Raw genomic sequence first — 19,516 nt, 5'->3', positions numbered from 1 at the left:
CTGGGGGGCATGTATGGCAATGACTTCCCGGGCGAGGACCCGCCCGGCGGGCTGCTCGGCGAGGTCGAGGCGGCGGAGGCGGCGTTGCGCGCGGCCGCGGCACGCGATCGTGGCGCCGCCGAGCCGGGTGGCGACCTGGCCGCCTACTTCGCCGAGGTCGTCGACGCCGACCAGAAGATCGAGCCCCGCGACTGGATGCCGGAGGCGTACCGGCGCACGTTGATCCGGCAGATCGCGCAGCACGCCCACTCCGAGATCATCGGCATGCAGCCGGAGGGCAACTGGATCAGCCGCGCACCGTCGCTGAAGCGCAAGGCGATCCTGCTGGCCAAGGTGCAGGACGAGGCCGGTCACGGCCTCTACCTCTACGCCGCCGCCGAGACCCTCGGCGTCAGCCGGGACGAGCTGGTCGACCTGCTGCTCAGCGGTCGGCAGAAGTACAGCTCGATCTTCAACTACCCCACCCTGAGCTGGGCCGACGTCGGGGCGATCGGCTGGCTCGTGGACGGCGCCGCGATCGTCAACCAGGTGCCGCTGTGCCGCTGCTCCTACGGCCCGTACGCCCGCGCCATGATCCGGGTCTGCAAGGAGGAGTCCTTCCACCAGCGCCAGGGTTACGAGATCCTGCACACGCTGGCGCACGGCACCCCGGCGCAGAAGGCGATGGCCCAGGACTCCGTGGATCGCTGGTGGTACCCGTCGCTGGCGATGTTCGGCCCGCCCGACGGCGACTCCACCCACTCCGCGCAGTCGATGGCCTGGAAGATCAAGCGGTTCTCCAACGACGAGTTGCGCCAGCGCTTCGTGGACATGTGCGTCGGTCAGGCCGAGGCGCTCGGGCTACACATTCCCGACCCGGAGCTGCGCTGGAACGACGAGCGCCAGGCGTACGACTTCACCCAGCCGGACTACGACGAGCTGATGCAGGTGATCAACGGCAACGGGCCGTGCAACCGGCAGCGGATGGAGCACCGGCGCCGCGCCCACCGCGAGGGTGCCTGGGTGCGTGAGGCGGCCACGGCGTACGCCGCCAAGCGTGCGGAGAAGGAGAAGGTGGCAGCGTGAGCCGGCAACACACCCCACTCTGGGAGGTCTTCGTCCGGGCCCGGCGCGGGCTGGCGCACACCCACGTCGGCAGCCTGCACGCGCCCGACGCGGAACTGGCCCTGCGCAACGCCCGTGACCTCTACACCCGACGTCAGGAGGGGGTGTCGATCTGGGTGGTGCCGGCGAGCGCCATCACCGCGTCCAGCCCCGACGAGAAGGACGCGTTCTTCGACCCGGCCGCCGACAAGGTCTACCGCCACCCCACCTTCTACGAGGTCCCAGACGGGGTGGCGCACCTGTGAGCGCGAGGAGTGAGCCGGGTCTGCGAGCCCCGCAGTCGCGAACGGAGAAGGCCCTGTGAGCGTGGGCTTCACCCTCGCCCTCGGCGACGACGCGCTGATCGCGGCGCAGCGGTTGGCCGAGTGGACCACCCGGGCACCGGAGATGGAGGAGGACATCGCGCTGGCCAACATCGCCCTGGACCAGCTCGGTGCCGCCCGCCTCCTGCTGTCGTACGCGGGTGAGCTGGAGGGTGCCGGCCGGGACGAGGACGCGTTGGCGTACCTGCGCGACGACCGGGAGTTCCGCAACTGCCTGCTGGTCGAGCTGCCCAACGGTGACTTCGCGGTGACCATGGCGAAACTGCTCGTGCTGGCGGCCTACCAGGTGCCGCTCTACACCGCCCTGGCCGCCTGCCCGGACGAGCGGCTGGCCGCCGTCGGGGCCAAGGCCCGCAAGGAGTCCGCCTACCACCTGGATCACGCGGCGCTGTGGGTACGGCGGCTCGGCGACGGGACCGAGGAGTCACACCGGCGGATGCAGGCCGGCGTCGACGAGATCTGGCCGTACGCCGACGAGCTGTTCAGGCCCTGGCCGGACGCGCCGGTCGACCCGGCGATCCTGCGGCCCGAGTTCGACGACACGGTGACCGCCGTGCTCGCCGAGGCGACCCTGACCGTCCCGGAGGTCGCCTGGACGCCGGCCGGCGGGCGCGACGGCGTGCACACCGAACACCTGTCGTACCTGCTCGCGGAGATGCAGGTGCTGCACCGCGCCCATCCCGGGGCCCGCTGGTGAGCCGATGAGCCGGGCACGGGAGGCGGTGGCGGCGGTGGTGGATCCGGAGATCCGGGTGGTCACCATCGACGATCTCGGCATCCTGCGGTCGGTGCTGGAGGACCCGGCCACCGGTCGGGTGGTGGTGACGATCACTCCCACCTACACCGGCTGCCCCGCGATGGACGTCATCCGCGCCGACATCCGACGTGCGTTGGCCGCCGCCGGTCATCCGGACGCCGAGGTGCGTACGGTGCACAGCCCGGCCTGGAGCACCGACTGGATCAGCGACGCCGGGCGGGCCAAGCTGGCCGCCGCCGGCATCGCCCCGCCCGCTCCGGTCCGGCGCGACGGCGTGGTTCCGCTCACCCTGACGGTGCGCTGCCCACGCTGCGGCTCGCCGGAGACCGAGCAGCTCAGCCGGTTCGGCTCCACCGCGTGCAAGGCGCTGTGGCGCTGCCGCTCCTGCTCCGAACCCTTCGACCAGGTGAAGGCCCTGTGACTGTCACCATCAAGCGCCCGGTCCGTCGCCGACCGGCGTTCCACCCGCTGCCCGTCGTCGCCGTGGACCGGCTCACCGCCGATGCCGTCGCGATCACCTTCGCGGTACCGGCGGAACTGCGCGAGACCTTCGCGTTCCGCGCCGGCCAGCACCTGACCGTACGCCTGCCGGCCGTCGCCGCGGACGGTGACGGCGGCGGCGACGTGCGCCGTTCGTACTCGATCTGCTCCACCCCGGCGGAGCTGGCCCGGCACGGACGGTTGCGGATCGGCGTGCGGGAGATCCCGGGTGGGGCCTTCTCCGGCTACGCCTGCGGGGCGCTGCGGCACGGCGACAGCATCGAGGTGTTGCCGCCGCTGGGGCACTTCACCACGGCCTTCGCACCGGACCGGGTCCGCCGCTACGGCGCGGTGGTCGCCGGCTCGGGCATCACCCCGGTGCTGTCGCTGGTCGCCACCGCCCTGGCCGTCGAACCGGCCAGCACCTTCACGCTGGTGTACGGCAACCGCACCGCCGGCAGCGTGATGTTCGCCGAGGAGCTTGCCGACCTGAAGGACCGCTACCCGACCCGGCTGCACCTGGTGCACGTGCTCTCCCGCGAGCAGGGCGACTCGCCGCTGCTGTCGGGCCGGATCGACGCGGAGCGGCTGGGCCGGCTGCTGGAGACCATCGTGCCCGGTGAGGCGATCGAGGAGTGGTTCCTCTGCGGCCCGTACGGGCTGGTGGTCGATGCTCGTGCGGTGCTGACCGAGCGGGGTGTCGCGGAGTCGGCGGTGCACACCGAGCTGTTCCACGTCGACGCGCCGCCCGAGCCGGTGCGCCGCAGCGACGACGCGTCCGGCGGCACCGATGTGACGATCACGCTCGACGGACGTTCGTCGAGCTTCACCATGCGCCGCGACGAACGGGTGCTGGACGCGGCGCTGAAGGTCCGCGACGAGCTGCCGTACGCCTGCAAGGGCGGGGTCTGCTCGACCTGCCGGGCGAAGATCGTCTCCGGCGAGGTCGAGATGGCCCGCAACTACGCCCTGGAGCCCGACGAGGTGACCGCCGGCTACGTACTGACCTGCCAGTCCAGCCCGCTCACCGACACCCTCACCATCGACTACGACGCGTGACGTGTAGAACGTTTCGTTCTACACTCATTCCCGTGGAGCAGATCGCAGTGCGGGAGCTGAACCAGCACACGAGCAAGGTGCTGGCGCGGGTGCGCGCCGGGGAGACGGTCGAGGTGACCGACCGGGGCGAACCGATCGCTCGGCTGGTTCCCGTGGTGGCAGGTGACGCCCTGCTGGGCCGGTTGGTGGCAGAGGGGCGCGCTATCGCGCCGGCGTCCACCGGACCTCTGCCCCTGCCCCCCGTCCTCGGTGATCCCACGGTGGACGCGGCAGCGGTCCTCGCCGCCTCGCGGGACGAGGAACGCTGGTGATCTACCTCGACTCGGCAGCCGTCATCAAGCTGCTCCGCCGGGAGCCAGGGACCGAGGAACTCGTCAGCTGGTTGAACGACCGCAGCTCGGCGTCGCTCGTCTCGTCGGTCCTGGCCGAGGTGGAGGTGTCCCGGGCATTACGCCGCGCCGCCCCGCAGGCGCTGGTGGGGGTACCGACCGTGCTGTCCCGGCTCTACCGGGTCGAGATCGACGCCACCGTCCGGGCCACTGCCGCCGCCTACCAGGAGCCGCTGCTGCGCACTCTCGATGCCATCCACCTGGCCACGGCGGAGATCCTGGCCCAGCAGGCGGGCGCCGACTTCGCCGCCTTCGTGACGTACGACCGTCGACTGCTGGACGCGGCCAAGAGCATCGGGCTTCCGGTGGCCAGCCCGGGGGCCGCCTGAGCACCGCACTCCGTGCGCGAGGACGGCATGCCGGACAGGGGATGGATCACAGGTGAAGTGCGCCGCTGAGAGCTGACCGGCTGGTCGGCGTACGCTCGGGGGCGTGACGGTGAACCGGGAGATCGACGACATCCTGCAGCGCGGTGCCGACGGCGGGCGGATCACGCCCGAGGAGGCCCTGCTGCTCTACACCGACGCCCCCTTCCACGCCCTCGGCGAGGCGGCGGACGCGGTCCGTCGGCGGCGGTACCCGGACAACATCGTCACGTACCTGATCGACCGCAACATCAACTACACGAACGTCTGCGTGACGGCGTGCAAGTTCTGTGCCTTCTATCGGGCGCCGAAGCACAAGGAGGGGTGGACCCACCCGACCGAGGAGATCCTGCGTCGCTGCGGCGAGGCGGTCGAGCTGGGCGCCACCCAGGTCATGCTTCAGGGCGGGCACCACCCGGACTACGGCGTGGAGTACTACGAGGAACTGTTCTCCTCGGTCAAGCAGGCGTACCCGCAGCTCGCGATCCACTCGATCGGGCCGAGCGAGATCCTGCACATGGCGAAGGTCTCCGGGGTGAGCCTGGACGAGGCGATCGCCCGGATCAAGGCCGCGGGGCTCGACTCGATCGCCGGTGCCGGCGCCGAGATGCTGCCGCGACGTCCCCGCACGGCGATCGCGCCGCTGAAGGAGTCGGGCGAGCGCTGGCTGGAGGTCATGGAGCTGGCGCACCGGCAGGGCGTCGAGTCGACCGCGACGATGATGATGGGTACCGGCGAGACGGCCGCCGAGCGGATCGAGCACCTGCGGATGATCCGCGACGTGCAGGACCGGACGCGCGGCTTCCGAGCCTTCATCCCGTGGACGTACCAGCCGGAGAACAACCACCTCAAGGGCCGCACCCAGGCGACGACCCTGGAATACCTGCGGCTGGTGGCGGTGTCCCGGCTGTTCTTCGAGACCGTGCCGCACCTGCAGGCGTCCTGGTTGACCACCGGCAAGGACGTCGGCCAACTGGCGCTGCACATGGGGGTCGACGACCTCGGGTCGATCATGTTGGAGGAGAACGTCATCTCCTCGGCGGGTGCCCGGCACCGGTCCAACCTGCACGAGCTGATCGGGATGATCCGTTCCGCCGACCGGATCCCGGCCCAGCGCGACACGCTCTACAACAGACTGGCCGTGCACCACACGCCCGACGACGACCCGAGCGACGACCGGGTGGTCTCGCACTTCTCGTCGATCGCCCTGCCCGGCGGCGGTGCCGGCCGTTCGCTGCCCCTGGTCGACGCACGCTGACCGACGCCCCACACCGACCAACGAATCGAACGCCGGTCGGCGACCTGGACCTCGCACGCCGCTGCCGTGAGACCCGAGTTGCGGCATCCCGGCTCGCCCCCGTGCAGCGGCGTACCGCGAGTTGCGGTGTCTCGGGTCTTCGCGGCGGCGGGAGGGCGCGAGTTGCGGCATCCCGGGCCCTCGATCCGGTGGGGGCAGCGGGGCGAGAGATCACTATGTGTCGCTGGGTTTCGGGCGCTGGGTGACAGGGGTGGCACGATCGGTTGTCAGCCGAACGGCTCGCGTGGATCATCCGTCCGGTTCGAAGCGCCGGGCCGTCACGGCCAGGTGCCGGGGCGCGACCAGGTAGCAAGACCCATCAATCCGGACAATCCTTAAGTTGCCATTAGCTGAGCAGCTTGTGACGGGTGTGATCCAGGGTGGCGCGGGTGATCGCTGACCGCTAACGTCCCCGCCCGTACGCTTCCTTCACCCCACGGGGAGACACCTTCATGATTTTCCGTAACCGGGCTGCCGCGTACCTGGGAGCCGGTGCCGCCGGCGTCCTCGCGGCCGGCGCCTTCGCCGCCCCGGCTCTGGCGGACGACAGCGCGGACCTCGCCATCAAGGCGACCGGCACCACGATCGCGGTCGGTGCGCCGGGCAAGGACGCCAGCGTCTCGCTGCTGAACAAGAGCAAGGTCGACGCCAAGAACGTGCTCGTCGCCCTCGACATCAGCAAGCTGAAGACCGACCTCGTCGACATCGACGAGAGCGGCTGCAACCCGCGCGAGGACGGCTGGATCCTCTGTGGCATCGAGGGTGACACCATCCGTGCCGGCGAGGACGTCGACTGGTTCTTCCCGTTGACCCGCAAGGGCAAGGAGGTCGGTCCGGCCGGCTCCATCACCGCCGTGATCCTGCACGGCGGCGAGGACCCGGACGAGTCCGACAACGTGGTGACCGTGGACGTCAAGGTCGAGGGCACCGGGCCGGACCTGACCGTCGTCGCCGACGACGTCCGCAAGGCCGTCAAGGTCGAGGGTGGCACGATCACCGAGGTCGGCGACCTGTACGCGGGCAACACCGGCCAGCTCATCTACGGCGCCTTCAACCAGGGTGACCTGGCCGCCCGCGGTCTGCGCATCGAGGTGCAGCTGCCCAAGGGCGCGACCTTCGCGGAGAAGGAGCCGGACTGCACCTACAACGCCGCGATGACCTCGCTGACCTGCGAGTACGACAAGGCCGTCCTCATTCCGGCCGCGCAGGACACCGACGGTGACGACCTCTACTCCGGCGCCCGCTTCTACAACCTGGTGAAGGTCGCCGACGGTGTGAAGCCGAGCAGCCTGACCGGTGGCAAGGTCACCATCGACTCGCTGTCGGTGCAGGAGTCCCCCAGCATCCTCCGGTCCGCCCCCACCTCGGCCCTGCCGGAGAACGCCACGGGCGTCGCGGGCAACGACGTCGACCCGAGCGACAACACCGACGACTTCGCGGTGGTCGTGGCCGCCAAGGGTGGCTCCGGTGGTGGCGACAACGGTGACGGTGGCGGCCTGCCGGTCACCGGTGTGCAGGTCGGTCTGATCGGTGGCGTCGGCGCGGGTGTGCTGGCCGCCGGTGTGGCCATGTTCCTGGTTGCCCGCCGTCGCCGGGTGGTCCTGGTGACCCCGGGTGACGAGAAGACGAACGCCTGAGGTTCGTCCTCTATCGGCCCGCGCGGGCCGTTCACATAACGCACGGCAGTGAGGGCGGGATGGGTGACCATCCCGCCCTCACTGTGTCGCCTCGACCCTGTCCGGGCCGTCGCCCGCCGGGCTGGCAGAGTGGAGGGGTGAGCCGTACCCCGCAGGGCCAGCGCGCCAGCCTGGACAAGCAGCCGCACGAGGTCGCCGCGATGTTCGACGGTGTCGCGGCCCGTTACGACCTGACCAACACCGTCCTCTCCTTCGGCCAGGACCGGTTCTGGCGGCGGGCCACCCGGGCGGCGCTCGACCTGCGACCGGGCGACCGGGTGCTGGACGTCGGCGCGGGCACCGGTGTCTCCACCGAGGAACTCGCCCACTCCGGGGCGTACGCGGTCGGTGCCGACCTGTCCCTCGGCATGCTGCACGCCGGCAAGCGCACCCGTCCGCAGGTGCCGTTGCTGGCCGGGGACGCCCTGCGGCTGCCCTTCGCCGACGCCAGCTTCGACGCGGTGACCATCTCCTTCGCGTTGCGCAACGTCAACGACACCGACGCCGCCCTGGCCGAGCTGGCCCGGGTGACCCGTCCGGGGGGCCGGCTGGTGATCTGCGAGTTCAGCACCCCGGTCAATCCCGCGTTCCGCACCATCTACCTGTCGTACCTGATGCGCTCGCTGCCGGCCGTGGCCCGGACGGTCGCCAGCAACCCCGACGCGTACGTCTATCTCGCCGAGTCGATCCGGGCCTGGCCGGACCAGCCGACGCTGGCGGCGCGGGTGGCCGCCGCGGGCTGGGGTCGGGTGGCGTGGCGCAACCTGACCGGCGGCGTGGTGGCGCTGCACCGCGCGGTGCGCATCTGAGCCCGGCACTCGCCGCGTCGCTCTCGTGGACGTGAGCCCGGTCCCCAGCGCGGGTCGACGCGGCAGCAGCACTGTCATTTAGGGGAATAAGGCGATTATGTCGGCTTTGCCGCTTAGGCTGGCCGGCATGACGGATCCGAAGAACGTGGCCATCGGGGATGCCGCGGAGCTGGTCGAACAGCTCAGGGGTCTGGCCGGAGCGGATCCCGCCGACGTCCGCCAGGTGGTGACCGAGGTGCTCGCGGCCCTGGACCGGGCCGCCGGTGGCACCCTGCGCGAGCAGTTGCCGGAGACCATCCGGGCCGGCCTGGACGGCGCCGGCCCGGCCCGGCCCTGAGGGGTTGCCGGCCCCCAGATCGTTTCCAGCAGGTTAGGCCAACCTAACAAGGCGAGCGTACGGCGCCGGTCATAGACTCGACCCCGCTGGCTTGTGAAGCATTTCACGAGCAGGGCGGGGAGGAGGCGCTAATGACCGCGGTGGAGAACGACGCCGACGTGATCGTCGTGGGCGCCGGTCCCGGTGGGTCGGCGACCGCGTACCACCTGGCTCGGCACGGCGTACGCGTGCTGCTGCTGGAGAAGACCGAGTTCCCCCGGGAGAAGGTCTGCGGCGACGGGCTGACCCCACGCGCGACACGGCAGTTGATCCGGATGGGGGTGGACACCTCCCCGGAGGCCGGCTGGCTGCACAACCGTGGCCTGCGGGTGATCGGCGGCGGTGTCCGGCTGGAGCTGGACTGGCCGGATCTGGCCAGCTTCCCGAACTACGGCCTGGTGCGCACCCGACTCGACTTCGACGACCTGCTCGCCCAGCGGGCGGTGTCGGCCGGAGCCAAGCTGCGGACCAGCGTGAACGTCATCGGCCCGGTGCTCGACGGCGACGGCCGGGTGATCGGGGTGCAGGGCGAGGACGGGCCGGACAAGGCACCCGTCACCTTCCACGCCCCGCTGGTGGTGGCCGCGGACGGCGTCTCGGGGCGGTTCCCGCTCGCCCTCGGGCTGGCCAAACGGGAGGACCGCCCGATCGGCGTCGCCGTCCGGCGCTACTACCGCTCCGAGGCTCGTCACGACGACGACTACCTGGAGTCCTGGCTGGAACTGCGGGCCAAGGGCACGAACGAACTGCTGCCCGGGTACGGCTGGATCTTCGGTCTCGGTGACGGCCGGGTCAACGTGGGGCTCGGCATCCTCAATTCGTCCTCGGCCTTCGGCAAGACGAACTACCGGCGGCTGCTCACCGACTGGCTGGCCAACACGCCGCCGGAGTGGGGGATGACCGACGAGACCAACGCCGAGGGCTCGATCCTCGGTGCCGCCCTGCCGATGGGGTTCAACCGGGTGCCGCACTACACCCGGGGGGTCATGCTCGTCGGCGACTCCGGCGGCATGGTCAACCCGTTCAACGGCGAGGGCATCGCGTACGCCATGGAGTCCGGCGAGCTGGCCGCGGAGGTCGCGGTCCAGGCGCTCGCCCGGCCGGCCGGCGCGGAGCGGGAGCGGGCCCTGATGGCGTACCCGCAGGAGTTGAAGACCCGGTTCGGCGGCTACTACCGGCTGGGCGGGATCTTCGTGAAGTTGATCGGTCGGCCGGAGATCATGCGCGTCGCGACGAAGCACGGCATGCCCCATCCCACGCTGATGCGCTTCGTGCTCAAGCTGCTGGCCAACCTCACCGACCCGCGTGGCGGTGACGCGATGGACCGGGTGATCAATGCGATGACCCGGGTCGCGCCCGCCGTGTAGGGGCGCGGAGCAGGCAAGGTCCACCCCCGCCGAAGGGCGCGGGGTGGGATGTGAATAGTGTGAATTTCGCCAACCACCGAGGGCAGGGAAGGACGAGCAGGAGAAGAAATGTCGCTCTCGCCTTACGTACCCATCATCGGGCTGTTCGCCCTCGCCGCGGGTTTCGCGCTGTTCTCGATAGCCGCCGCCCGGTTCGCCGGCCCCCACCGCTACAACAAGGCCAAGCTGGAAGCCTACGAGTGTGGGATCGAGCCTAGCCCGCAGCCGATCGGCGGTAGCCGGTTTCCGGTCAAGTTCTACCTGACGGCGATGCTCTTCATCGTCTTCGACGTGGAGATGATCTTCCTGTACCCGTGGGCTGTCTCCTTCGACATCCTGCCGGTCTTCGGGTTCGTCGCCATGTTGGTGTTCATCGGTGCCGTCTTCGTCGCGTACGCCTACGAGTGGCGACGCGGCGGCCTGGACTGGGACTGAGGGAGGAACCGCTATGGGTATCGAGGAGAAACTCCCCGCCGGCGTCCTGCTCACCTCGGTGGAGAAGCTGGTCAACTGGTCGCGCAAGTCGTCGGTCTGGGGCGCCACGTTCGGCCTGGCCTGCTGCGCGATCGAGATGATGGCCGCCGGTGGTCCGCACTACGACATGGGCCGCTGGGGCATGGAGGTCTTCCGGGCCTCGCCCCGGCAGGCGGACCTGATGATCGTCGCCGGCCGGGTGAGCCAGAAGATGGCCCCGGTGCTGCGCCAGATCTACGACCAGATGGCCGAGCCTCGCTGGGTGCTCTCCATGGGCGTCTGCGCCAGCAGCGGCGGCATGTTCAACAACTACGCCATCGTGCAGGGCGTCGACCACGTCGTACCGGTCGACATGTACCTCCCGGGCTGCCCGCCCCGGCCGGAGATGCTGATCGACGCGATCCTCAAGCTGCGCGAGAAGATCGGCCACGAGCCACTCGGCCCGAACGGTCGCAAGATGCTCGCCGCCCGCGAGGCACGCGGTGACGTGCCGGTGGTGCCGTACGGCTCGATGCCGTCGTCGTACCGCAGCGACAAGGCCCGGCGGGCGGAGTGGACGAAGGCCGTCCGCGAGGGCCGCGAGGAGCAACTGCGGATCGAGAACTGGATGAAGGCCCAGAACCACCTCCAGCCGTACCGGGGGATCAAGTGACTGACGACAAGCCCAGCACCGGCGGCGTGCCGGTCCCGGTGACACCGGCCGGAGCGACGAGTGGCGCGCCGGCCGAGTTCCCGCCGGCCGCGCCGGCCGGCCGGGGCATGTTCGGCAACCAGGGCAGTGGCGACGTCTCCGGATTCGGCGGACTGGTCCGGCAGCACCGCACGGTCGAGGATTCACCGCGGCCGTACGGCGGCTACTTCGACGAGGTCCGGGACGCGCTGGAGGAGGCGTACCCGGCGTTCGGCGAGGCGATCGAGAAGGTGGTGGTCGACCGGGGCGAGCTGACCCTGCACATCCGCCCCGAGCGGATCGCCGAGGTCTGCCAGGTGATGCGGGACGATCCGGCGCTGCGCTTCGAGCTGTGCTCGTCGGTGTCCGGCGTGGACTACCTGGGTGCCGACGACCGCCGACTGCACGTCGTCTACCAGCTCACCTCGATGACGTACCGGCGGCAGGTCCGGCTGGAGGCCGCCGTCAGCGCCGAGGAACCGCACCTGCCCAGCGTCACCGCGGTCTACCCGACCGCCGACTGGCAGGAGCGGGAGACGTACGACATGTTCGGCGTCATCTTCGACGGCCACCCGGCGCTGACCCGGATCCTCATGCCGGACGACTGGGAGGGTCACCCGCAGCGCAAGGACTACCCCCTCGGCGGTGTGCCCGTGGAGTACAAGGGCGCCGAGATCCCGCCGCCCGACAAGCGGAGGTCTTACCAATGACGTCCAACTACGCCACCGAACGCGAGACCACTGAGGGCCGCGTCTTCAACGTCACCGGCGGGGACTGGGACGACGTGGTGTCGGGGGTCGACCCGATCAACGAGGGTCGCATCGTCGTCAACATGGGCCCGCAGCACCCGTCCACGCACGGCGTGCTCCGGCTGATCCTGGAGCTGGAGGGCGAGACGGTCCGGGAGGCCCGCTCGGTCGTCGGCTACCTGCACACCGGCATCGAGAAGAACCTGGAGTACCGCAACTGGGTCCAGGGTTCGACCTTCGTGACCCGGATGGACTACCTCTCGCCGATCTTCAACGAGACGGCGTACTCGCTGGCCGTCGAGAAGCTGCTCGGTATCGAGGAGCAGATCACCGAGCGGGCCACCACCATCCGGGTGCTCATGATGGAGCTGAACCGGATCTCCTCGCACCTGGTCTGGGTGGCCACCACGGCGATGGAGCTCGGCGCGATCAACATGATGCTCTACGGCTTCCGGGAGCGCGAGTACATCCTGGAGATCTTCGAGCTGATCACCGGGCTGCGGATGAACCACGCGTACGTCCGGCCGGGCGGCGTCGCCCAGGACGTGCCGGACGAGGCGATCGTCAAGATCCGCGACTTCCTCACGCTCATGCCGAAGCGTCTCAAGGAGTACGAGAACCTGCTCTCCGGCCAGCCGATCTGGCTGGAGCGGACGCAGAACGTGGCGGTGCTCGACGTGACCGGCTGCCTGGCGCTCGGCGTCACCGGCCCGGTGCTCCGTTCCGCCGGCCTGGCGTGGGACCTGCGCAAGACCATGCCGTACTGCGGCTACGAGACGTACGAGTTCGACGTGCCGACCCACCCCGACGGCGACGTCTGGGGCCGCTACCTGGTCCGGCTGGCCGAGATCCGCGAGTCGTTGAAGCTTGTCGAGCAGGCGCTGGACCGGCTCAAGCCCGGGCCGGTGATGGTGGCCGACAAGAAGATCGCCTGGCCGGCGCAGCTGGCCATCGGCGTCGACGGCATGGGCAACTCGCTGGAGCACGTCGCGAAGATCATGGGCCAGTCGATGGAGTCCCTGATCCACCACTTCAAGCTGGTGACGGAGGGCTTCCGGGTGCCGCCGGGTCAGGTGTACGTCGCGGTCGAGTCGCCGCGCGGCGAGCTTGGCGTGCACGCGGTCTCCGACGGCGGGACCCGGCCGTACCGGGTGCACTACCGGGAGCCGAGTTTCGTCAACCTCCAGGCCCTGCCGGCGATGGCCGAGGGTGGCCTGATCGCCGACGTGATCGCCGGCGGCGCCTCGCTGGACCCCGTCATGGGCGGATGTGACCGGTGAGCGCGAGGAGTGAGCTTGCGAGCCCCATCCGCCCGCGCGAGGAGAGAGCGGAGCGAGCCCCGCAGTCGCGGGCAGACGCCGGTGCAGTCGGGAACGGAAGGCGACGCTGATGACTGTCTTCACTGACGAGACGCGGACCAGGGCACGGGAGATCATCGCCCGCTACCCGGCGGACCGGTCCCGCTCGGCCCTGCTGCCGCTGCTGCACCTGGTGCAGGCCGAGGAGGGCTACGTATCCCCGGCCGGCGTGGCGTTCTGCGCCGAGGTGCTCGGCCTCAACAAGGCCCAGGTCGGTGCGGTGGCCAGCTTCTACACCATGTACAAGCGCCGGCCGACCGGCGACTGGCTGGTCAGCGTCTGCACCAACACCATGTGCAACGTGCTCGGTGGCCAGGAGGTCTACGACACCCTGGTCGAGCACCTGGGTGTCGGACACGACGAGACCACCGCCGACGGCACAATCACCCTGGAACACGCCGAGTGCCTGGCCGCCTGCGACTACGGCCCGGTGATGACCGTCAACTACGACTTCTTCGACGGCGTCGACCCGCAGACCGCGGTCGGGGTGGTCGACGAGCTGCGGGCCGGTGGCCGGCCCACGCCGAGCCGTGGTGCCCGCCTCTGCACCCTGAAGGAGATGGCGGTCCAGCTCGCCGGCTTCGCCGACGAGCGGGAGGGCGCCGTCGCCGACGGGGTGCCGGGCGAGCCGACGCTGCGCGGTCTGCGACTGGCCCAGCAGCACGGCATCTCGGCACCGGGCTTCGACCCGAACACCCCGATCCGCAGCGGCAAGGCGGGCGACAAGCCGGCACCGGCCACCCCGGCGAAGGCCGCACCGACCGGCAGCACCGCACCCGACGTTCCGGCGCCGGACCGCAAGTCGCCGCAGGTGCGTACCGCCGAGACCCGGCAGCCGGACGCGAAGACCGCCGTCCCGGACGCGCCCGGCACCAAGGCCCCCGTCGACGGGCAGCCGCCCGCGGCGGGCGACGCCCGGGCCGCCGAGGCCGCGGGGGCGGCGGCCAACAAGCCGGCGGGCGACGGCAAGCCGGCCGGTGACGACACCGGGGCGCAGGAGCGCAACCTCAGGGAAGCGGAATCCAACGGCGGTGGCCGGGATTCCGCGCACGACAAGGGGGCTCAGAAGTGACCACGCCCGCGCCGCAGACCCTGGCCAAGTTGACGCCCGTGCTCACCAAGCGCTGGCTGTCTCCGGACGCCTGGCGGATCGACACCTACGAGAAGCTGGACGGCTACGCGGCGCTGCGCAAGGCGATCAAGGCGCACCCGGACGACCTGATCCAGCTGGTGAAGGACTCCGGGCTGCGCGGTCGCGGCGGCGCCGGCTTCCCCACCGGTCTCAAGTGGGGCTTCATTCCGCAGGGCGACGGCAAGCCGCACTATCTCGTGGTCAACGCCGACGAGGGTGAGCCCGGCACCTGCAAGGACCTGCCGCTGATGACCCACGACCCGCACTCGCTCGTCGAGGGCGTCATCATCGCCTCGTACGCGATCCGGGCCAACCGGGCCTACATCTACATCCGGGGCGAGGCCGTGCACGCCGCCCGCCGGCTGCGTAACGCGGTGAACGAGGCGTACGCCAAGGGTTACCTGGGGCGGGACATCCTCGGCTCGGGCTTCGACCTGGACCTGGTGGTCCATTCGGGTGCCGGCGCGTACATCTGCGGTGAGGAGACGGCGCTGCTGGACTCCCTGGAGGGCTTCCGGGGGCAGCCCCGGCTGCGCCCGCCGTTTCCGGCGACCCACGGGCTGTACGCCAGCCCCACCGTGGTCAACAACGTCGGCACCATCGCCAGCGTGCCGTACATCGTGCTGGGCGGCGCGGACTGGTGGAAGTCGATGGGCACGGAGAAGTCCGCCGGTCCGATGATCTACTCGCTCTCCGGCCGGATCGCCAACCCCGGTCAGTACGAGTGCGGCCTCGGCATCACGCTGCGCGAGCTGATCGAGCTGGCTGGCGGGATGCAGCCGGGTCACAACCTGAAGTTCTGGACCCCGGGCGGATCGTCGACCCCGCTGCTCACCGCCGAGCACCTGGACGTGCCGCTGGACTTCGAGGGGGTGGCCGCCGCCGGCTCGATCCTCGGCACCACGGCCACGCAGATCTTCTCCGACCAGGACTGCCCGGTCTACGCGACCTACCGGTGGCTGGAGTTCTACCACCACGAGTCGTGCGGCAAGTGCACCCCGTGCCGGGAGGGCAACTACTGGATGGTCCGGGTCTACCGGCGCATCCTGGCCGGCCAGGGCACCCAGGACGACCTGGACACCCTGCTCGACACCTGCGACAACATCCTCGGCCGCTCGTTCTGCGGTCTGGGTGACGGCGCCACCAGCCCGGTGACCTCGTCGCTGAAGTACTTCAAGCAGGACTACCTCGACTACATCGAGGGACGGACCGCGCCGAAGTTGTCCGACAAGCAGTTGGTGGGAGCCCACTAATGACGGACGTAGCCAAGCCGACCGAGACGGTCACCCTCACCATCGACGGCGTCGAGGTCACCGCCCCCAAGGGGGCGCTGCTGATCCGGGTCGCCGAGCAGATGGGCACCGAGATCCCCCGCTTCTGCGACCACCCGCTGCTGGCCCCGGCCGGCGCCTGCCGGCAGTGCCTGGTGGAGGTGGAGGGGCAGCGCAAACCCGTCGCCTCCTGCACCCAGACCGTCGCCGACGGCATGGTGGTCCGTACCCAGCTCACCTCTCCGGTCGCCAAGAAGGCGCAGGAGGGGATCATGGAGCTGCTGCTGGTCAACCACCCGCTCGACTGCCCGATGTGCGACAAGGGCGGCGAGTGCCCACTGCAGAACCAGGCGATGTCGACCGGTCGCACCGACTCGCGGTTCCACGAGCACAAGCGGGAGTACCCGAAGCCGCTGCCGATCAGCACCCAGGTGCTGCTCGACCGGGAGCGGTGCGTGCTCTGCCAGCGGTGCACCCGGTTCTCCGAGGAGATCGCGGGCGACAAGTTCATCGACCTGATGAACCGCTCCTCCGCCGAGGAGATCAACATCTACCGGGACGAGGACTACGGGACCGAGGGCGAGGACGGCGACGTCCCGTTCAACTCGTACTTCTCCGGTAACACCGTGCAGATCTGCCCGGTCGGCGCGCTCACCGGCACCCAGTACCGCTTCCGCGCCCGGCCGTTCGACCTGGTCTCCAGCCCGAGCGTCTGCGAGCACTGCTCGGCGGGCTGCGCCCAGCGCACCGACTGGCGCCGCGGCAAGGTGCAGCGCCGGCTGGCCGGGGACGACCCGCAGGTCAACGAGGAGTGGAACTGCGACAAGGGGCGGTGGGGCTTCCAGTACGCCCGCGCCGTCGACCGGCTCACCACCCCGCTGGTCCGCGACGAGCACACCGGCGAGCTGCGGGAGGCGTCCTGGAGCGAGGCGCTCAGCGTGGCCGCCGAAGGGCTGCGGGCCGCCCGGGACACCGGCCAGGGTGCCGGCGTGCTCACCGGTGGTCGGCTGACCGTGGAGGACGCGTACGCGTACGCGAAGTTCGCCCGGGTCGCGCTGCACACCAACGACATCGACTTCCGGGCCCGCCCGGTCTCCCGGGAGGAGGCCGACTTCCTGGCCAGTACGGTCGCCGGCAGCACCGACGTCACCTACACCGACGTCGAGAACGCACCGGCGGTGGTGCTGGTCGGCCTGGAGCCGGAGGAGGAGTGCCCGATCCTCTTCCTGCGGCTGCGCAAGGCGTACCTGAAGAACAAGCTGAAGGTGTACGCGATCGCCCCGTTCGCCACCCGTGGCCTGGAGAAGCTCGGCGCCAAGCTGGCCCGGGTGGTGCCGGGCGAGGAGGCCGGGGTGCTCGCCGAGCACGCCACGGTCGCCGAGGCGCTCAGCGCCGAAGGGGCGATCCTGATCGTCGGCGAGCGGTTGGCCACCGTACCGGGTGGCCTGTCCGCCGCCGCCGAGGTGGCCGCGCGTACCGGGGCGAAGCTGGCCTGGGTGCCGCGGCGCGCGGGTGACCGTGGCGCGGTCGACACCGGCTGCCTGCCGAACCTGCTGCCCGGCGGTCGCCTGGTCACCGAGCCGGCCGCCCGCGCCGAGCTGGGCGAGGCCTGGGACATCCCGGCCGGGGTGATCCCGAGCCAGGCCGGCCGGGACACCGACGGCATCCTCGCCGCCGCCGCCGCGGGTCAGCTCGGTGCCCTCGTGGTGGCCGGCGTCGATCCGGCGGACCTGGCCGACCCGCGGCTGGCCGAGCAGGCCCTGGACGCGGTGCCGTTCCTGGTCAGCCTGGAGCTGCGGGCCAGCGCCGTCACCCGCCGGGCGAACGTGGTCCTCCCAGTGGCACCGGTGGTCGAGAAGGCCGGCAGTTTCCTGGACTGGGAAGGCCGGCTGCGCCCGTTCGACGCGGTGTTGAACACCGCCGCGATGACCGACGGGCGGGTGCTCGACGCGCTCGCCGCCCAGCTGGACGTGCGGCTGGGCACCGGGGACGTGCTGACCGTCCGGCGTGAGCTGGGCGGCCTGCCGGCGACCCGGGTGAGCCGCCCGGACGCTCCCACGGTGCAGCCGGGGTCGGTGCCGCAGCCGGGCGCGGGCGAGGCGGTCCTGGCCACCTGGCATCAGTTGGTCGACCTGGGCAGCCTCACCGACGGCGACGAGCACCTGGGTGGCACCGCCCGTCCGCCAGTGGTCCGCCTGGGCAAGGGCAGCGCGGAGGCGCTCGGCGTCGCCGACGGCGACCCGGTCACGGTGGGCACCGAGCGGGGTGCGCTCACCCTGCCGGCGGCGATCACCGAGATGCCGGACGGCGTGGTCTGGCTACCCACCAACTCGCCCGGCTCGACCGTGCGGCGCAGCCTGGGCGCGACCTCCGGCGCGGTGGTGCGGATCTCCGCGCCCGGCACGACCGAGCCGGTCGCCGCCGACGCGGCCGGCCGTCCGGGCCCGCTCCTCAACTCCTCCGGGGGTGTCGCATGAACCCGCTCGCCCAGGCGCCGTCGCTGAGCGACTTCGGCCACGACCCGTGGTGGCTGATCCTCGGCAAGATCGTCTTCGCCTTCGTCGTCGCCCTGCTCGGCACCCTGCTCGGTGTCTGGTTCGAGCGGCGGGTGGTGGGGCGGATGGCGGTGCGGCCCGGCCCGAACCAACTCGGCCCCTTCGGTCTGCTGCAGACGCTGGCCGACGGCCTGAAGATGGCCTTCAAGGAGGACATCCTCCCGAAGTCGGCGGACAAGGTCATCTACTTCTTCGCCCCGGCCATCTCGGTGATCTGCGCGGTCACCGCGCTGTCGGTGATCCCGTTCGGCCCGATGGTGAGCATCTTCGGCCACCAGACGCCGTTGCAGGTCACCGACGTGCCGGTCGCGGTGCTGGTGGTGCTCGCTCTCTCGTCGATGGCGGTCTACGGCATCGTGCTCGCCGGCTGGGCGTCCGGCTCGACCTACCCGCTGCTCGGCGGCCTGCGGTCCGCTGCCCAGCTGATCTCGTACGAGGTGGCGCTGGGGCTGTCCATCGTGGCGGTGTTCATGCTCGCCGGCACGATGTCCACGAGCGAGATCGTGGCCGCCCAGGGCAGCACGACCGAGCTGAGCCTGTTCGGCGCCGACATCCCGACGCCGGGCTGGTACGCGCTGCTGCTCTTCCCCAGCTTCATCGTCTTCTTCATCTCCATCGTCGGCGAGACCAACCGGCCGCCGTTCGACCTGCCGGAGGCGGAGTCGGAGCTGGTGGCCGGCTTCATGACCGAGTACAGCTCGCTCAAGTTCGCGCTGATCATGCTCAGCGAGTACGTCGCGATGGTGACCATGTCGGCCTTCACCGTGACGCTCTTCCTGGGCGGCTGGCACGCGCCGTGGCCGATCACCGCGTGGTCGGGGGCCAACTCCGGCTGGTGGCCGCTGCTCTGGTTCTTCGGCAAGGTCATCCTGCTGGTCTTCGTCTTCGTCTGGCTGCGTGGCACGCTGCCCCGGCTGCGGTACGACCAGCTGATGCGCTTCGGCTGGAAGGTGCTCATCCCGATCAGCCTGGTCTGGATCGTGGTCCTCGCCGGCCTGCGCACCATCGACGACTGGGACACCCAGAGCCGGCTGTACGCCATCGGCATCCCGGCCGGCATCGTGCTGCTCGCCGCGCTGTTCTGGCCGAGCCGCAAGGCGGCACCGAAGCCGACCCTCGTCGAGCAGGTCGACAACCGGCCGCCGGGCAGCTTCCCGCTGCCCCCGCTGGATCTGCAGGTACCACCGAGCCCGCGTACCCGGCGCATGGTCGCCGAGCGGGAGCCGGCCAACGCCCCCGCCGGCCAGGACTCTGAGGAGGTGTGAC

At 70.7% G+C, this 19,516-nt stretch carries 20 protein-coding genes; all 20 read left to right on the top strand.

From position 1 onward, the window contains the following. The first annotated feature begins 9 nt into the window (after positions 1–9). A complete protein-coding gene (gene paaA, locus O7605_RS18140; protein ID WP_269740273.1) occupies positions 10–1,065 on the top strand; it encodes a 1,2-phenylacetyl-CoA epoxidase subunit PaaA in 1,056 nt (351 codons plus the stop codon). Further along, entirely contained in the window at positions 1,062–1,349 is a 288-nt protein-coding gene (paaB, locus tag O7605_RS18135) for a 1,2-phenylacetyl-CoA epoxidase subunit PaaB (protein WP_093404003.1), read from the top strand. The genes paaA and paaB overlap by 4 nt, the downstream gene beginning before the upstream one ends. 55 nt (positions 1,350–1,404) lie before the next feature. Beyond that, on the top strand, positions 1,405–2,124 hold the full coding sequence (gene paaC, locus O7605_RS18130; RefSeq protein ID WP_269740272.1) for a 1,2-phenylacetyl-CoA epoxidase subunit PaaC: 720 nt from the start codon (positions 1,405–1,407) through the stop codon (positions 2,122–2,124). Positions 2,125–2,128: 4 nt separating this feature from the next. After that, the gene (gene paaD, locus O7605_RS18125) at positions 2,129–2,605 is read left to right on the top strand and encodes a 1,2-phenylacetyl-CoA epoxidase subunit PaaD (protein ID WP_269740271.1); all 477 of its coding nucleotides are present in this window, start codon (positions 2,129–2,131) and stop codon (positions 2,603–2,605) included. Beyond that, a complete protein-coding gene (gene paaE / locus O7605_RS18120; RefSeq protein ID WP_269740270.1) occupies positions 2,602–3,723 on the top strand; it encodes a 1,2-phenylacetyl-CoA epoxidase subunit PaaE in 1,122 nt (373 codons plus the stop codon). Before paaD ends, paaE begins: the two co-directional genes overlap by 4 nt. A 32-nt stretch (positions 3,724–3,755) precedes the next feature. Beyond that, positions 3,756–4,034: a type II toxin-antitoxin system Phd/YefM family antitoxin gene (locus tag O7605_RS18115; RefSeq protein WP_269740269.1), complete on the top strand. Its 279-nt coding sequence runs from the start codon at positions 3,756–3,758 to the stop codon at positions 4,032–4,034. Next, positions 4,031–4,441: a type II toxin-antitoxin system VapC family toxin gene (locus O7605_RS18110; protein ID WP_269740268.1), complete on the top strand. Its 411-nt coding sequence runs from the start codon at positions 4,031–4,033 to the stop codon at positions 4,439–4,441. The genes O7605_RS18115 and O7605_RS18110 overlap by 4 nt, the downstream gene beginning before the upstream one ends. Positions 4,442–4,544: 103 nt before the next feature. After that, positions 4,545–5,735 carry a cyclic dehypoxanthinyl futalosine synthase gene (gene mqnC / locus O7605_RS18105; protein ID WP_269740267.1) on the top strand — a complete coding sequence of 397 codons (1,191 nt, stop codon included), beginning with the start codon at positions 4,545–4,547 and terminating at the stop codon, positions 5,733–5,735. A gap of 491 nt (positions 5,736–6,226) precedes the next feature. Beyond that, entirely contained in the window at positions 6,227–7,411 is a 1,185-nt protein-coding gene (locus O7605_RS18100; protein ID WP_269740266.1) for a cell wall anchor protein, read from the top strand. A gap of 137 nt (positions 7,412–7,548) precedes the next feature. After that, positions 7,549–8,259: a demethylmenaquinone methyltransferase gene (locus tag O7605_RS18095; RefSeq protein ID WP_269740265.1), complete on the top strand. Its 711-nt coding sequence runs from the start codon at positions 7,549–7,551 to the stop codon at positions 8,257–8,259. A gap of 127 nt (positions 8,260–8,386) precedes the next feature. Continuing rightward, positions 8,387–8,596, top strand: coding sequence for a hypothetical protein (locus O7605_RS18090; RefSeq protein WP_269740264.1), 210 nt, complete (start codon positions 8,387–8,389; stop codon positions 8,594–8,596). A gap of 131 nt (positions 8,597–8,727) precedes the next feature. Then, positions 8,728–10,002, top strand: a complete 1,275-nt coding sequence (locus O7605_RS18085) for a geranylgeranyl reductase family protein (RefSeq protein ID WP_269740263.1) — start codon at positions 8,728–8,730, stop codon at positions 10,000–10,002. Between the two features lie 108 nt (positions 10,003–10,110). Then, entirely contained in the window at positions 10,111–10,476 is a 366-nt protein-coding gene (locus O7605_RS18080) for an NADH-quinone oxidoreductase subunit A (protein WP_093404019.1), read from the top strand. A 13-nt stretch (positions 10,477–10,489) separates the two neighbouring features. After that, on the top strand, positions 10,490–11,167 hold the full coding sequence (locus O7605_RS18075; protein ID WP_119578786.1) for a NuoB/complex I 20 kDa subunit family protein: 678 nt from the start codon (positions 10,490–10,492) through the stop codon (positions 11,165–11,167). After that, entirely contained in the window at positions 11,164–11,895 is a 732-nt protein-coding gene (locus tag O7605_RS18070) for an NADH-quinone oxidoreductase subunit C (protein WP_269740262.1), read from the top strand. Before O7605_RS18075 ends, O7605_RS18070 begins: the two co-directional genes overlap by 4 nt. Then, the gene (locus O7605_RS18065; protein WP_269740261.1) at positions 11,892–13,214 is read left to right on the top strand and encodes an NADH-quinone oxidoreductase subunit D; all 1,323 of its coding nucleotides are present in this window, start codon (positions 11,892–11,894) and stop codon (positions 13,212–13,214) included. The genes O7605_RS18070 and O7605_RS18065 overlap by 4 nt, the downstream gene beginning before the upstream one ends. Before the next feature lie 109 nt (positions 13,215–13,323). Beyond that, positions 13,324–14,364, top strand: a complete 1,041-nt coding sequence (gene nuoE / locus O7605_RS18060; protein ID WP_443083940.1) for an NADH-quinone oxidoreductase subunit NuoE — start codon at positions 13,324–13,326, stop codon at positions 14,362–14,364. Continuing rightward, a complete protein-coding gene (gene nuoF / locus O7605_RS18055) occupies positions 14,361–15,677 on the top strand; it encodes an NADH-quinone oxidoreductase subunit NuoF (RefSeq protein ID WP_164446495.1) in 1,317 nt (438 codons plus the stop codon). Before nuoE ends, nuoF begins: the two co-directional genes overlap by 4 nt. Further along, positions 15,677–18,172: an NADH-quinone oxidoreductase subunit G gene (locus O7605_RS18050; RefSeq protein WP_269740260.1), complete on the top strand. Its 2,496-nt coding sequence runs from the start codon at positions 15,677–15,679 to the stop codon at positions 18,170–18,172. The genes nuoF and O7605_RS18050 overlap by 1 nt, the downstream gene beginning before the upstream one ends. Further along, positions 18,169–19,515 (top strand): NADH-quinone oxidoreductase subunit NuoH, encoded by a 1,347-nt coding sequence (gene nuoH / locus O7605_RS18045; protein WP_269740259.1) that lies wholly within the window; start codon positions 18,169–18,171, stop codon positions 19,513–19,515. Before O7605_RS18050 ends, nuoH begins: the two co-directional genes overlap by 4 nt. Position 19,516 lies beyond the last annotated feature (1 nt).

The organism is Verrucosispora sp. WMMA2121, assembly GCF_027460185.1.
GTDB classification, from domain to species: Bacteria; Actinomycetota; Actinomycetes; order Mycobacteriales; family Micromonosporaceae; genus Micromonospora; species Micromonospora palythoicola.
The sequence above is the reverse complement of the archived record's forward strand: the minus strand, read 5'-3'. Positions and strand labels throughout refer to the sequence as shown.